The organism is Sphingorhabdus sp., assembly GCF_044338195.1.
GTDB lineage: Bacteria > Pseudomonadota > Alphaproteobacteria > Sphingomonadales > Sphingomonadaceae > Sphingorhabdus_B.
Window position 1 is genome coordinate 1 of the sequence record NZ_JBIIMC010000009.1, and the last position, 14,336, is coordinate 14,336.

Here is a 14,336-nt window from a genome sequence, read left to right on the forward strand (position 1 = left end):
CGCATGCCGCGCAGCCTCATTCTCGAACCGACGCGCGAACTTGCGGCGCAGGTTGCGGAGAATTTCGAAAAATACGGCAAATATCACAAGCTATCGATGGCGCTGCTTATCGGTGGTGTTCAAATGGGCGACCAGGTGAAGGCGCTTGAAAAGGGCGTTGATGTTTTGATCGCGACCCCCGGACGGCTGATGGATTTGTTCGAACGCGGTAAGATTTTGCTGACGGGCTGCGAAATGCTGGTCATCGACGAAGCGGACCGTATGTTGGACATGGGCTTCATTCCCGACATCGAACATATCTGCACCAAATTGCCGGCGACGCGTCAGACATTGCTGTTTTCGGCAACGATGCCGCCGCCGATTAAGAAGCTGGCGGACAAGTTTTTGTCCAACCCGAAATATATCGAAGTCGCGCGCCCCGCGACTGCCAATATCAATATCGAGCAGTTTTTGGTGAACGTATCACCGATGAAAAAGCGTGATGTGTTGCGCGATCTTTTGCGCACCGAAGATGTGTCCAACGCGATTATCTTCTGCAACCGCAAGACCACGGTGCGCGAATTGAACACCAGCCTGCAGCGCCACGGCATGCGTTCGGGCGAAATTCACGGCGACATTGATCAGGCGTCACGTCAGAAGCAATTGGAGGCGTTCAAAAACGGCGACATCAATCTGCTCGTGGCATCCGACGTGGCGGCGCGTGGCCTCGACGTTAAGGGCGTCAGCCATGTGTTCAATTTTGACGCGCCATGGCACCCCGATGATTATGTCCACCGCATTGGCCGCACAGGCCGCGCGGGTGCCAAGGGCAAGGCATTTACCTTTGTCACCAAGGCTGACGAAGAAGCCATTGAAAACATCGAAAAGCTGATTGGCACCAAGATCGAGCGTCTTGGCAAGGTCGAAGCGCCATCGGGTGAACCCGAAGAGCGCGCACCCGCAAAGCGCGGCCGTAAGCCAGCAGAGCCAAAAGCCAAGGCCGCACCCGCAGAAGCGGCGGCACCAGCGGAGCCAAAGCCAGCACGCGAAAAAGCGGCGGCTAAGCCTGCCCGTGAAAAGGCAGCGCCAATGGTTGAAGCTGAACCCGCGCAAAAGCCAAGCACAGCGCCAGCGGGCGATGACGGATGGAACGGTCCAATGCCCGGCTTCCTGGGCGTTGGGTTTGGGACGTCTTAACTAAGCTTTCGAGCAGGCCTCGGTTCCGAAATACCTTTAAATCGTCATCCTGAACTTGTTTCAGGATAACATGCGACGTTCATGCGTCATCCTGAAACAAGTTCAGGATGACGAATAGGGTCGTGGTCGCTGTTCCCGATGGTGCCAGAACGCCCGTCATGAGACCGGTTCCAACCGACCCAACAAAAAAGGGCCCGCATCGCTGCAGGCCCTTTTTTGTTTAGGTTCGCGACGTTCTTAGAACTTGCCGCGCAATGTGATGCCATATGTCCGTGGCTCGGCAAGGAAGTGCGACATCAGCTGGCGACCACCGGGATATTGCCCATCCACAAATGGTGCCGAGGTTGCACCCGCTTGGAATGGCGAGTTGAACGCGACCTGCGCATAATCCTGATTGAAGATGTTCTGACCCCAAAGCTCAATGCTCCAGGCTTCGTCAGGACCGCGAAGGCCGACACGCGCGTTAAATACGGCGAAACTATTCTGCTCTTTCTGCGGGAACAGGTCGGAACCGGTGTTGTAATCGCTGGTCATACGGCCGTCGATATACACAAGGCCGCTCATGCCATTGCTGCCGATATCCGGCGTCCATGTGACGCTTGACGTGGCAACCAGCTCCGGTGCGTTGGACAGATTGTCACCTGGCAATTTGCGCAATGCGGGGTCAAGTGGTGCACCGGTTTTGCTGCCGACCAGATTTTCACGATAGCTGGTGTTTGCATATGTCAGACCTGCCGCCACGCGGAAGTTGCGTGCTGGCACCAAGGATGCTTCCAGCTCGACACCTTCTGCGCGCACGCCATAGCCCACGTCGCTTGCCGCACAGGCTCCGGTTGTTGCCGCTGCTGCGTTGAAGTTGGATCCTGCTGATGACAAGCTTTGGTCACGGTCAGCACCGCCCAAATCCGCGCTACAACCGTTAATCGACTGCACAAGGAAAACGGTGCCATTGAACGTATTCAGCTGGAAATTGCTGAAGTCCGAACGGAACGCAGAAACGCTCAGGCCGAGTGGGCCATTTGAGAATTTTGCGCCGATTTCATAGCTGTCCACCAGTTCGGGGTCGAATTGCAATCTGCCCGTCAACGCCTGCGCGCCGCCGGATGCTGCAAATGTGCCGATTGGTGACTTCAGCGCGGAACGGTCAAGGTTGAAACCACCCGCCTTATAACCACGCGCAAAGCTGCTGTAGAGCAACAGATCGTCGGTTGCTTTCCACGACAGGATTGCCGTGCCGGTGAATTCGTCTTCGCTGCGCTTGTCGTTGATAGACACGCCGTTCAATTCGGCTGTCGAGTTGCCCTGACAAGACAGGCCAATCAACGAACCCGCAAGTGCACGCGCCGTTGCCGTTGTCTGCGGGTTCACCAAGTCGTCGGTCACAAGGCCTTGGACCGCCGTACAAACGGTGTTGTCGTTACCGAAGGTGGCGTCAAACTTCTTCTTGTCGCTGGTGTAGCGAAGGCCAAGCGTCAGATCGAGCGCATCTGTGATGTGCAGGATGTTATGCGTGAACGCCGCGAAGTTCGTGCCGTTCTGGAAATAACGATCGTTGGTGGTGCCGAGATCATTCAGGTTATCGAGCGCCGTGAACGCCGCCAGAATATCCGGAGCGGATGGACCCGATGCGCCACCGATGGTTGCGGTGCCGACGCCAGGGATGACGCATGACGGGCTGGTGGGCGAATATAGCCCAGCCAAACCGCCACCCGAAATGATGCGGCATGTTGCAAAGCGGCCATATTGGTTGCCGAAACGCAGATTGTCCCGGACGGTCAGCTTTTCATTGGAGAAAAATCCGCCGACGAGCCAATCCAGCTTTCCGCCGAACGCTTCACCTTGCAGGCGCAGTTCCTGCGTAAAGGTGTGGAACTGACGATAAGCATCGTCGCTTGGCGCGCGGTACAGAATGTCGACCTCACCATAATCGGTGTCGGATGCCTGACCGGAACGATATTGGCGATAGGCCGTAATCGATGTCAAAGTTGCGCCGCCGAAATCATAATCGATTTGGCCGGAGAAACCATAATCCTTGGTTTCGCCGGTAAAGACGCGGTTCGCGCTGACCGAGATGTTACGGCCATAGCCTTGGTTGAACGCAGCCAATGGCTGGCCAAGGTCACGCAATACGTTGATGATGTTGTTGGATGTCGCTGTTGACGCCACGCCGGTCGTGCTTGGGTTGTTCAGGTCACCAATGAATGGATTGACGGAGCCGTCGACATAGGTTGCTGCGCAGCATTCTTCGTTACGCGAGGTATAGTCTGCAATCAGACGCACCGACAGCGCATCGGTTGGTTGAAACAACAACTGGCCACGCAGGAAGTAGCGGTTACGATTGTTGACGTCGTGGCCATTTTGGTCGTCGCGGTAGAAACCGTCACGTTTTACATAAACGCCATCAACGCGGAACGCGACCTGATCCGAAATTGGGCCCGTGATGCTGGTTGCAGCGCGCATGAAGTCATAATTGCCGTAGGTCAGCTCGCCGTTGACACCAAAGGTGAAGCTTGGCTTTTTGGAATAGATGCTGATGAGGCCCGCCGACGAGTTACGTCCGCCCAATGTGCCTTGCGGCCCACGCTGCACTTCAACCCGGTCGATTTCGCCGAGTTCGTTCAGACCAATGCCCGAACGCGAACGGTATACGCCGTCGATGAAAACAGGGACCGAGCTTTCAAGGCCGGGATTGTCACCGACCGTACCGATGCCGCGAATACGGGCCGAACCATTGGCTTCCGAACCCGTCGAAGACACGAGCAACGATGGTGCAACCTGGTTCAGCTGACGAATATCGTTCGCGCCGCTATTTTGGAGGGTTTCGGCATTAACTGCGGAAATGGCCACTGGCACGTCAGACAATAGCTGGCTGCGGCCCTGCGCGGTTACAACGATTTCTTCGTCCGCAGTGTCGTCGGCCTGAGGGGCCTCCTGCGCAAATGCAAGGCTTGGCACCGAAAGCGCAAGGCACGCGGCCGATAGTCTCAATGCATGGCTGAGGGATTTGTCACGTCGTAACATATGCTTCTCTCCTGTGTTGAAATCATTTTGTCACAATCTAACGAAAGGAAATGGCAATGTCATCGGCGTTTACCGCGGTTCTCCTGAAATTCATTCAGTGCGTCAATATTGCAACATTGACATTTTTGACGTTACGGAAAGAATGTTCAGTTTGAACAGACTTTTCCGTAACATAGCAAGCAATGCTGCGCAGCAATTTGCTTATAGTTTTACAAGCATCTTGCCGGTGTTTTCGCCACTGAACAGGCCGATAAAGGCTTCTGGTGTTTTCTCCAGCCCGTCTTTCACTGTTTCACGGCCCTTGACCGCGCCAGACTGGATCAGGCCCGCCATATCGGCGTTGAATTCCGGAACCTGTGCGTAGAAGTCAGGGTAGAGGAAGCCCTTAATCATGATGCGCTTGCCGATGATCATCGGAAGATATTGCATCGGCTGGGCTTTGAAGTCGTTATACACGTCAATCATGCCGCAAATCGCAAAGCGCGCCCATTCTTTGGATGTGGCAAGCGCCGCATCAAAATGTTCGCCGCCGACATTGTCAAAATAGACATCAATGCCGCTTTCGCCCATGTCTTTCAGCGCGGCCATCAACTGCGGCAGCACCTTGCCGGATTTATAGTCGATAACGGCATCGGCGCCGAGTTCTTTGACCCAAGCGCATTTTTCTGCGCCACCGGCTGAACCGATGACTTTCATGCCCTTGGCCTTCGCAATTTGCGTGACGGTCGAGCCAACAGCACCCGCAGCGGCAGATACGAAAACAACTTCGCCGGCCTTTGCCTCGGCAACCTTGAGCAAGCCGAACCATGCGGTGCCGCCGGGCATGCCGATGATGCTGAGCCAATGTTGATCGGGAACGCCCAGATCGGGCAATTTAACCGGCGGCATGCCAGCAGGTGGCGTCTTGTCGCCGCCGAATACGGCGCTGTCGCGCCAGCCAGCCATATGGAGAACCTTCACGCCGACCGGAAAATCGGCATTGTTGCTTTCGGTTACCGTGCCGACTGCCCCGCCGGTCATGGGTTCGCCAAGCATGAATGGGTCGGCATAGCTTTTCGCATCGTTCATGCGGCCGCGCATATAGGGGTCAACCGACAGCCAGCTGTTCGCAACGCGAAACTCGTCTGCGCCCAAGGGCGCATCGGGTGCGTCGATCATCGCAAAGTTGCTGTCATTTGGAAGCCCGGCTGGGCGGCTAGCTAAGGTCCATGCACGCATTATCTTGTCTCTCCATTGTTGTTTTTGTCCGCAGCATGTGCTGCAGCATTTTTATATACGGGCCGACCGCCGACCCATGTTTCTTTGACTATCGCATTACGCAGTTCGCGCGGGCTTGCAAGCAATGGGTCGACATCAATCAATATGAAGTCGGCATAATGCCCGGGGGTTAACGAACCAAATTTGCCTTCGGCAAAGGCCGCGTAAGCAGCGCCGGTGGTAAAGCCGGCAAGCGCTTGTTCGCGCGACACGCGATCTTCGGGGCGCCATCCGCCAAAGGGTTGGCCAGCCGCATCTTCGCGCGTCATGGCCGCGGCCAATCCGGCGAAGGGATCGGCGGACTCAACGGGTACGTCAGAACCGAATGCCAGCTTGCCGCCAGCGCGCGCGATGGACTGCCACGCATAAGCGCCATTGAGCCGCTCTTGGCCAAGCCGCGCCTCGGCCATCAACCGGTCGGATGTCTGGTGCACCGGCTGCATCGACGAAATGATGCCATGTTTGCCAAGCTTTTGCAGATCGGCCGGGTCGACAATTTGGACATGTTCAATCCGCCAGCGCATATCGCCTTTATATGTTTCGGACAGTTCCTCGATCGCGCCGATAACTTCGGCATTCGCCGCATCGCCAATGGCGTGTACTGCCGTCTGGAACCCGTCCATCGATGCACGCACCATAAGATTGCGGATTTCCGCGCTCGCTAAAAACTGAAGGCCAGTCTGCCCCGGCGCGTCGGCATAAGGCTTCTTCAGCCACGCACCCCGGCTGCCCAAAGCGCCATCAAGATACAGCTTCACACCGCCCAGCCGCAATTTGTCGTTGTACAACCAAGGGGTTGGCGCAGGGCCCGCGATGGCGACCATATTGTCAATACCACCGGCATAGGCAAATATGCGGACGGTCAGCCATCCTGCATCGCCTGCCCGGCGATAGCTTTGCCAATCGTCCATCGACGTGCCCATGTCGGCAATCGATGTGATACCCAGACTGTGGAGTTTCTTCTGCGCTTCGCCCAAGGCGATATCGCGTTCCAACGGCTTTGGTGCGGGCACGAATTTGCCAACCAGATCGGCAGCGGAGTCAACAAAGATACCGCTGGGTTTGCCGCCAGCCAGTTCAATGCGACCGCCCGGCGGTGATTTGGATGCAGCGGTGACGCCCGCAATTTCCATCGCTTTGCTGTTGGCCCATCCGGCATGCCCATCGACGCGCTCCAGCCATACGGGCCGATCGCCGACGGCGGCGTCTAAATCTTGCGCGGTCGGGAACCGGCCAAGGCCCCATTTTTCCTGATTCCAACCCCGACCTATAATCCAGCGGCGTTCGGGATATTTTGCCGCATAGGCCTTTATCGCGGCTTGCGCTTCGGCAAGGCTATTGGTTCCGGACAAATCGAGCGTCAGCAATTGAAAGCCAAGGCCCATGACATGGCCGTGCGCATCAATCAGGCCGGGCAACAAGGTTGCGCCGCGCCCATCGAGGCGGAAATCGAGTTGCTTGGGAAGCCTGTCTTTCTTGGTCAGCAGCTCCGTGACTTTGCCATCCGTGCCCACCAGCATCGCGTTGAACCGGATGACATTGCCGTCCTGATCAAGCGTGATGCCGTTGACATTCTCGACCAGTCCGTCGGCACATGCAGGTGCAGCAAGCGCGAGCAAGGCGAACGCAAAAAACGCCCTCATCCCTTGGGCAGCCTTTTCACAATCGCACTGGTGTCCAGACGGCCACCGCCCATATGCTGCACATCGGCATAAAATTGATCGATGATCGCGGTGATTGGCAAGGTCGCGCCAACGGCACGCGCCTCTTCGAACGCGAGGCCCAAATCCTTGCGCATCCAGTCAACGGCAAAGCCAAAGTCGAACTTGTCCTCGGCCATCGTGGCCCAGCGATTGTCCATTTGCCAGCTTTGCGCCGCGCCGCCCGATATTGCTTCATAGACTTTTTCAACGTCAAGTTCCGCCGATTGCGCGAAACGCATCGCTTCGGACAGCGACTGGATAATACCCGCAAAGGCGATTTGGTTGCACATTTTGGTGATCTGTCCGGTGCCGGGGCCGCCAACATGGACAACGCGCTTGGCATAAGGCGCCATGATCGGTCGCGCGGCCTCAACGGCTGCTTCACTGCCGCCGCACATGATGGACAAGGTTCCGTTCTCGGCGCCGGCCTGTCCGCCCGTGACGGGCGCATCCACAACCAACAGGCCGCGTGACTTGGCCTCTACGCCAAGCTGACGGGCTATCCGCGCGGAGACCGTTGTATGGTCAATGTACAGGCTGCCCTTCGCCATCGCGGCAAATGCACCATCGCGTCCAAGCGTGACGCCAGCAAGGTCATCGTCGGTGCCAACGCAGCTGATGACGACCTCTGCATCCTTAGCGGCATCCGCGGGCGACAGCGCCAGCGTTCCGCCATAAGTCGCAACCCAGTTTTCGGCCTTGGCCCGCGAACGGTTATACACCGTCAGCTCATGTCCTGCCTGTTTAAGATGCCGCGCCATTGGGCCGCCCATGACGCCCAGTCCGATAAAAGCTATTCTAGTCATAGGCAGGGTCTTAATGTTTGTTTTCACTTAACGCCAGATACGTTAGGGCCGCTTTCTATGTCTGATCATCTGACCCTTGAACATGTCCGCGCCGCCCATGCCCGGATCCGTGACTCCATCGTGGCGACGCCAACGCTGCACAGCCAGACTTTGTCCAAGCTGACAGGGGCAAATATTTATCTGAAGTTCGAAAACCATCAGTTCACGGCGGCGTATAAGGAACGCGGTGCGCTGAATGCGATCCTGCTGCTCACCGAAGAACAGCGCAGCAAGGGCGTGATCGCGGCATCGGCCGGCAATCATGCGCAAGGTTTGAGCTATCATGGCACGCGTCTGGGTATTCCTGTGACCATTGTTATGCCCGTACCGACGCCGACGGTGAAGGTGATGCAGACCGAAAGCGTTGGAGGCAAAGTCGTGCTGCATGGCGAGACCTTTGATGATGCCTACAAACATGCGCGCTTGCTTGAGGCGGAACAGGGCCTGACATTCGTCCATCCGTTTGATGATCCTGATGTCGCCGCAGGGCAGGGCACCGTTGCGCTTGAAATGCTCGAGAGCGTCCCGTCGCTGGATATGCTGGTCGTGCCCATTGGCGGCGGCGGCTTGCTGTCGGGCATGGGTACTGCTGCGCGCGCACTGAAGCCGGACATCGGCCTTATCGGTGTGCAGGCGGAGCTATATCCGTCGATGTACGCGCTGCTCAACAACCTGCAGATGCCATGCGAAGGCGACACGCTGGCCGAAGGCATTGCGGTGAAAATCCCCGGATCGTTCACCAGCGAAGTCATTCGCGGCTTGGTCGACGAAATCGTCTTGGTCAGCGAGGCGGATCTTGAAACCGCCGTCAGCTTGCTGCTGCAGATTGAAAAAACCGTGGTCGAAGGCGCTGGCGCGGCGGGTCTCGCGGCCGTCATGGCCCATCCGGAGATATTCAAGGGTAAGAATGTCGGCATCGTATTGTGTGGCGGTAATATCGATACGCGCCTGCTGGCGAACGTTCTGTTGCGTGACCTTGCGCGGTCCGGACGTCTTGCGCGCTTGCGCCTGACGCTTCAGGATCGACCCGGCGCGTTGTTTAAAGTCATGCGCTTGTTCAACGAGCATAATGTCAACATCATCGAAATTTATCACCAGCGTATTTTCACCACGCTACCCGCCAAGGGCCTGATTACCGACATCGAATGCGAAGCCCGCGATGCGGAACAATTGCAGGGTCTTGTCGACGGCCTGGACGCCGCCGGTTACAAGGTTGAGCGGGTCGAGCTCAACAAATAGTCCGGAACGAACGAATCATGGTTAATTCGCTTTTCAGCGACTGGGGACCTGTGCATAAAAGGTAAAGAACGTCTTAACAGTCCCAGCACAAGAGCGGAGAGAATATGAGCGCACCGGTCCGTTTTCCCCGGTTTTTTGTGACCAGCCCGGGGCCTTGTCCCTATTTGCCCGGCAAGACCGAGCGGAAGGTTTTTACCGAGCTGAACGGCAATTACGCAGACGAGCTGAACGAAGCGCTTGGCCGCATCGGGTTTCGCCGCAGTCAGAATGTTGCATACCGCCCCAGCTGCCTTGATTGTAAGGCCTGCGTTTCGGTTCGCGTCCGCACCGATGAATTCCAGCCCAACGCCACGCAGCGCAAAATATTGCGGCGCAATTCCGATCTGGTGGTCAGCGCGTGCAAGCCATGGTCGACATCCGAACAATATGATCTGCTCCGCCGCTATCTGACAAAACGCCATCCCGAAGGCGGCATGGCGAATATGGATGATATGGATTATGCCGACATGGTCGAGCAATCGCCGGTTCAAAGCCATGTGGTGGAATATCGCACGCCCACAACTTTTGGCCGGCTGGGCGAATTGGTTGGTGCGTGCCTGACCGACCAGCAAAGCGATGGCGTGTCCATGATCTACAGCTTTTACAATCCCGACATCGAAGATCGCGGCGGCCTTGGCAACTTTATCATCATGGACCACATCCTGCGCGCAAAGGCGGCTGGTCTGCCTTATGTGTATCTGGGCTATTGGGTAAACGGCGCTGCCCGTATGCAGTATAAAACGCGCTATCGGCCATTGGAGCGGCTTGGTCCGGATGGTTGGGAGTTGTTTGATCCGGACGCGGAAGGCTGAAAATCGTCAGCGAAGGTTAGGTTCTGACCCTCGATAGTCCCTCACCTGCTGCAGCCACGGTCCGTGCGACGTCGTCGGCGCTCGTATTCCAGCCACAGACGCTGATCCGCATCACACGTTCGCCGTCCCAGCTGCCACCGCTCAGGAAAGCTTCGCCACTGGCATTGATCGCGGCGATCACCGCGTCGCTGATATTCGATCCGTCTTTTGCGTCGAACCGTATCAGGCCCTGATTCATTGTCGGGCGCGCGATACCCGTGGCGCCTTGTAAGCCCACGATCCCGTCATAGATGGCGGCGGCATGGTCGCAGCACCGTTCGATCATCGCAGCAAGGCCGTCACGGCCGAGTTCCATCAAAGCGGCCAGCGCTGGCAGAGCCCGGGCGCGACGCGACCATTCCGGTGTGAAGTCCATAGGATCGCGAACGTCGCCGCCACTGGTCAGATAGGCGGCCGTCATGCGCATCGCTGCACTGTGCGCGCTTGCATGGCGCGTAATTGCCATGCCGCAATCATAGGGTGTGTTCAGCCATTTATGCCCATCGGTGGCCCAGCTATCCGCCATCTCCACTCCGGTTACCAGCGGAGCTAGACGCGGGCTGGCATTGGCCCAAAGACCGAAGGCACCGTCGATATGAACCCAAGCCCCTGCGGCTTGTGCAATGGGGCATAAAGTTGCGAAATCATCGCACGCACCAATGTTGAGATCACCCGCATTGAGAACCACGATCGTCGGTGCATCAGGTGCTTGTGCGAGCGCCGCGCGCAGTATCTCTGGCGACACCAGACCGGGCTTGTCTCCGCTCAAGGGCACGATACAGTCGCTGCCCAGCCCGAGCAGACGCAACGCCCGCGTAACCGACGAATGGTGATGGCTGTTCGCCAGCACGCGGATAACAGGCGCGCCCTGAAGCCCCTTTGCCTCAACATCCCAGCCCTTTTGCGCGAGCACGGCATGACGCGCGGCAGCCAGCGCCGTCGTATGTGCCATCTGGCATCCTGTGACAAAGGCGTAGCTGGCATCGGCGGGCAGACGCAGAGCATCTAGCAGAAATCGGCCCGCCACCTCCTCAAGCACCGCACCGGCGGGACTGGTCGATGCAAGCACCGCATTTTGATCCCATGCAGAACACATGATGTCCGTTGCAAGCGCGGCCGGCAGCGCGCCGCCTTTTACCCATGCGAAGAAGCGTCCGCCGGCATTGCCTGTTAACCCTGGGTCCGCTGCGGCTGCAATTGCGCGGACCACATCATTCGCTGGAATTCCGCGCTCGGGGAACTGTGCTGGCAGAGGCAAGAGCATCTCAGCGGGCGTTCCACGCGACGCCACTGGGCGTGTGTCGAGTGAGGCCAAATAGCGGCGGGCTTCAGCAAAGGCGATGTCGAGTGTGTCCATGGCGGTTTCGTAAAATATCCCTCAGATCGAGTCTATGTCGTTATCCATTAAGGTTTGAGGTTGGCGACCGGGTTCCCATCGAGCACGTTTAATGAGGCAACGTGCTTAAATGCGGTCTGCGATAATAGCGACGAGCGATTGTATCCCCAGCACGTCATCATGGTCGAACCGGCCGCGTGACGGGCTATCCAGGTCAACCACGGCGATCACGTGGCCATCGCGCATCACGGGGACAACAAGTTCAGAGGCGCTGTTGGCGTCGCAGGCGATATGGCCGGGAAAGGCGTGCACATCTTCGACCAATTGGGTCTCGCCGGTTTGCGCCGCAGCGCCGCATACGCCGCGGCCAAAGGGAATGCGGATACAGGCGGCTTTGCCCTGAAACGGTCCAAGAACGAGCTCCCCGTCCACGACGCGGTAAAAGCCGGTCCAATTCACATCGGGCAGGAATTCCCATAGCAGAGCGGCGATGTTCGACATGTTGGCAACACCGTCGGTCTCTCCACGGGTCAATGCATCGGCGGACTTAACCAGTTCGCGGTACATGTCCGATTTCGGGGCGTTCGTATCAATGGAAAATTCGTACATGCATGCATCCTATCAGTCGAAGCTAACCTTGCCACGGTTTTTCTTAACCGTTGACCGGCCCTTTTTGGCATCCACGCGCCGTGCCTTGGCGGCCTTGCTGGGTTTCGTCGCGACGCGGCGTGCCTGACGGATGTGCGCGCGGTCGATAAGCTCGATCACGCGGGCGCGGGCATCTGCACGGTTGGCTTCGCGGGTTCGGTGGCTGCGGGCGGTGACGATCAATTCACCGTTCATCGTCATCTTGCTACCCGCAAGAACCTTCAACTGCCGGAATGCATAAGGCTGCAAACCGAGCGCGAAGACATCAACGCGCAACTGGCACGCAGTAGCGACTTTGTTGACATTCTGCCCGCCCGGCCCGGTGGAGGCCAGGAAGGTTTCTTCGAGCAAGTCTTCGGGAAGGTCAAAGGCCATGGCCTGCCCATAGCGCGTCAGACTATGCGCTGTCGACCATCACCAGTTCAGCATCCTCAATGGCTTCAATGTGCAACACGCCCGCGCCTTTAATGGCGATACCGTCGCGTGCACCATATTCGACGCCGGCAATGCGGACGCGGCCTGTTGCCGGAACCAGATAGGCATGATTGCCCTCGGCCAATGCATATTCCGCCGTCGCCCCGGCACTGACGGTCGCGCCAAGCACGCGGGCGTCCGCGTTAATGGCCAGCGCGCCGTCTTCGCCATAGCCGCTCGCCAGCACGTTGAATGCGCCCGAACGATCCCCTTTGGGGAATTGCCGTTGGTCCCACGCGGGCGGGACATTGCGGTTGCGGGGCAGGACCCAAATCTGGAACAGGCGGCATAGGCCGTCCTCCAAATTATATTCGCTGTGCGTGACGCCCGTTCCCGCGGACATGACTTGCACGTCGCCAGCCTCGGTCCGGCCAACATTGCCCATGCTGTCCTTATGCGTAATCGCGCCTTCGCGGACATAGGTGATGATTTCCATATTGTCGTGCGCATGCGGTGCAAAGCCGGATTGCGCGGCGATCTCGTCATCGTTCCAAACGCGAATGGCGCCCCAGCTCATCCGAGCAGGGTCATAATAATCCGAAAAGCTGAAGTGGAAATTGGGTTTCAGCCAGCCATGATCGCGCTTGCCCAGCGACGCAAAGGGACGCGCCTCGATATGGAGGCCGTTGGATAGGCTTGTGTCCGTCATGCAAAATACCCGCATCGGCGGGGAAATGAACCGCCGGAATGTGTGAGAGATAATGTCGATGCGTGCGGGTTCAAGTGTCCCTTAATCCGCATAAGATTATACAACGCCACCGTAAAATTAACGTCCTGTTATCCATGATTTTGCACCTTTGGTCGCCCGAAGGGCAATTGGGGCAAAATTTCACAAATTATTTTTGCTGGGTCACAGGGCTCCCAAACCCGCAGAAAACGTCATTATTTGTGAACTAAAATTTGGAAGATTCCCCGAAACCCCAGCATTAACGCCAAATTAACCTTTTCAGTTCATTTTTCTTATGGTTAATAAAGTCCGTCGCATCACCCGGTTCGCGGGTGCTGCTTCAGGGGTGCAAGGGTTTCAAAGAGGGGTTTTTCCCAATGCGTGTGCTTTTGATTGAAGACGAGCCAACCACGGCCAAGGCTATCGAGATGATGCTCGCGACCGAAGGGTTCAATGTCTACACCACCGACTTGGGCGAAGAGGGTCTCGATCTGGGTAAGCTGTATGATTATGACATCATATTGCTCGACCTGAACCTGCCCGATATGCACGGTTATGATGTTCTGAAAAAGCTACGTGTGGCCAAGGTGCAGACACCTGTGCTCATTCTTTCGGGCATCAGCGAAATGGATTCAAAGGTGCGCTCGTTCGGCTTTGGTGCCGATGATTATGTGACCAAGCCATTCCATCGCGATGAACTTGTCGCGCGTATTCACGCCGTCGTGCGCCGTTCAAAGGGCCATTCGCAGTCGGTGATCCGGACCGGCAAGCTTGCGGTGAACCTTGATGCCAAGACCGTCGAAGTCGACGGCAGCCGTGTGCACCTGACCGGCAAAGAATATGCGATGCTTGAGCTGCTTTCGTTGCGCAAGGGCACGACGCTGACCAAGGAAATGTTCCTGAACCACCTTTATGGCGGCATGGACGAGCCCGAGCTCAAAATTATCGATGTGTTCATCTGCAAGCTGCGCAAGAAACTCGCGCTCGCATGTGGCGGTGAAAATTACATCGAAACCGTTTGGGGCCGTGGCTATGTGCTGCGTGATCTCGACGAAATGGAAGAGCCGCTCGTCGCCTGAG

12 protein-coding genes are annotated in these 14,336 nt (G+C 57.3%); 4 read left to right on the top strand and 8 right to left on the bottom strand.

Annotated elements, in window-relative coordinates; all coding sequences use genetic code 11:
- Window positions 1-1,176, top strand: a 1,176-nt coding sequence (locus ACIQZK_RS04085) for a DEAD/DEAH box helicase (RefSeq protein ID WP_397575019.1), incomplete at its 5' end; no start/stop codon positions are given.
- A gap of 237 nt (window positions 1,177-1,413) precedes the next feature.
- On the opposite strand, the gene ACIQZK_RS04090 is transcribed toward ACIQZK_RS04085, so the two are convergent.
- From ACIQZK_RS04090 to ACIQZK_RS04105, 4 genes are all read right to left on the bottom strand, one after another.
- A complete protein-coding gene (locus ACIQZK_RS04090; protein ID WP_397575020.1) occupies window positions 1,414-4,197 on the bottom strand; it encodes a TonB-dependent receptor in 2,784 nt (927 codons plus the stop codon).
- Between the two features lie 201 nt (window positions 4,198-4,398).
- Entirely contained in the window at window positions 4,399-5,415 is a 1,017-nt protein-coding gene (locus ACIQZK_RS04095; protein ID WP_397575021.1) for an NADP-dependent oxidoreductase, read from the bottom strand.
- Entirely contained in the window at window positions 5,415-7,097 is a 1,683-nt protein-coding gene (locus ACIQZK_RS04100; protein ID WP_397575022.1) for an amidohydrolase, read from the bottom strand. The genes ACIQZK_RS04095 and ACIQZK_RS04100 overlap by 1 nt, the downstream gene beginning before the upstream one ends.
- Window positions 7,094-7,978 (bottom strand): NAD(P)-dependent oxidoreductase, encoded by an 885-nt coding sequence (locus ACIQZK_RS04105; RefSeq protein WP_397575074.1) that lies wholly within the window; start codon window positions 7,976-7,978, stop codon window positions 7,094-7,096. The genes ACIQZK_RS04100 and ACIQZK_RS04105 overlap by 4 nt, the downstream gene beginning before the upstream one ends.
- 42 nt (window positions 7,979-8,020) lie before the next feature.
- Here ACIQZK_RS04105 and ACIQZK_RS04110 point away from each other — a divergent pair, with 42 nt between their 5' ends.
- Window positions 8,021-9,241, top strand: a complete 1,221-nt coding sequence (locus ACIQZK_RS04110; protein ID WP_397575023.1) for a threonine ammonia-lyase — start codon at window positions 8,021-8,023, stop codon at window positions 9,239-9,241.
- A 104-nt stretch (window positions 9,242-9,345) separates the two neighbouring features.
- On the top strand, window positions 9,346-10,092 hold the full coding sequence (locus tag ACIQZK_RS04115; RefSeq protein WP_397575024.1) for an arginyltransferase: 747 nt from the start codon (window positions 9,346-9,348) through the stop codon (window positions 10,090-10,092).
- A 16-nt stretch (window positions 10,093-10,108) separates the two neighbouring features.
- Here ACIQZK_RS04115 and ACIQZK_RS04120 read toward each other — a convergent pair whose 3' ends face one another.
- From ACIQZK_RS04120 to ACIQZK_RS04135, 4 genes are all read right to left on the bottom strand, one after another.
- The gene (locus tag ACIQZK_RS04120) at window positions 10,109-11,488 is read right to left on the bottom strand and encodes a pyridoxal phosphate-dependent decarboxylase family protein (protein ID WP_397575025.1); all 1,380 of its coding nucleotides are present in this window, start codon (window positions 11,486-11,488) and stop codon (window positions 10,109-10,111) included.
- 105 nt (window positions 11,489-11,593) lie between these two features.
- Entirely contained in the window at window positions 11,594-12,076 is a 483-nt protein-coding gene (locus ACIQZK_RS04125; protein WP_397575026.1) for a GAF domain-containing protein, read from the bottom strand.
- A 12-nt stretch (window positions 12,077-12,088) separates the two neighbouring features.
- A complete protein-coding gene (gene arfB, locus ACIQZK_RS04130) occupies window positions 12,089-12,490 on the bottom strand; it encodes an alternative ribosome rescue aminoacyl-tRNA hydrolase ArfB (RefSeq protein ID WP_397575027.1) in 402 nt (133 codons plus the stop codon).
- 22 nt (window positions 12,491-12,512) lie between these two features.
- Window positions 12,513-13,238, bottom strand: coding sequence for a pirin family protein (locus tag ACIQZK_RS04135; RefSeq protein ID WP_397575028.1), 726 nt, complete (start codon window positions 13,236-13,238; stop codon window positions 12,513-12,515).
- Window positions 13,239-13,633: 395 nt separating this feature from the next.
- Between ACIQZK_RS04135 and ctrA the strand changes: the two genes are divergently transcribed.
- On the top strand, window positions 13,634-14,335 hold the full coding sequence (gene ctrA / locus ACIQZK_RS04140; RefSeq protein ID WP_395629008.1) for a response regulator transcription factor CtrA: 702 nt from the start codon (window positions 13,634-13,636) through the stop codon (window positions 14,333-14,335).
- The last annotated feature ends 1 nt before the right edge of the window (window position 14,336 follow it).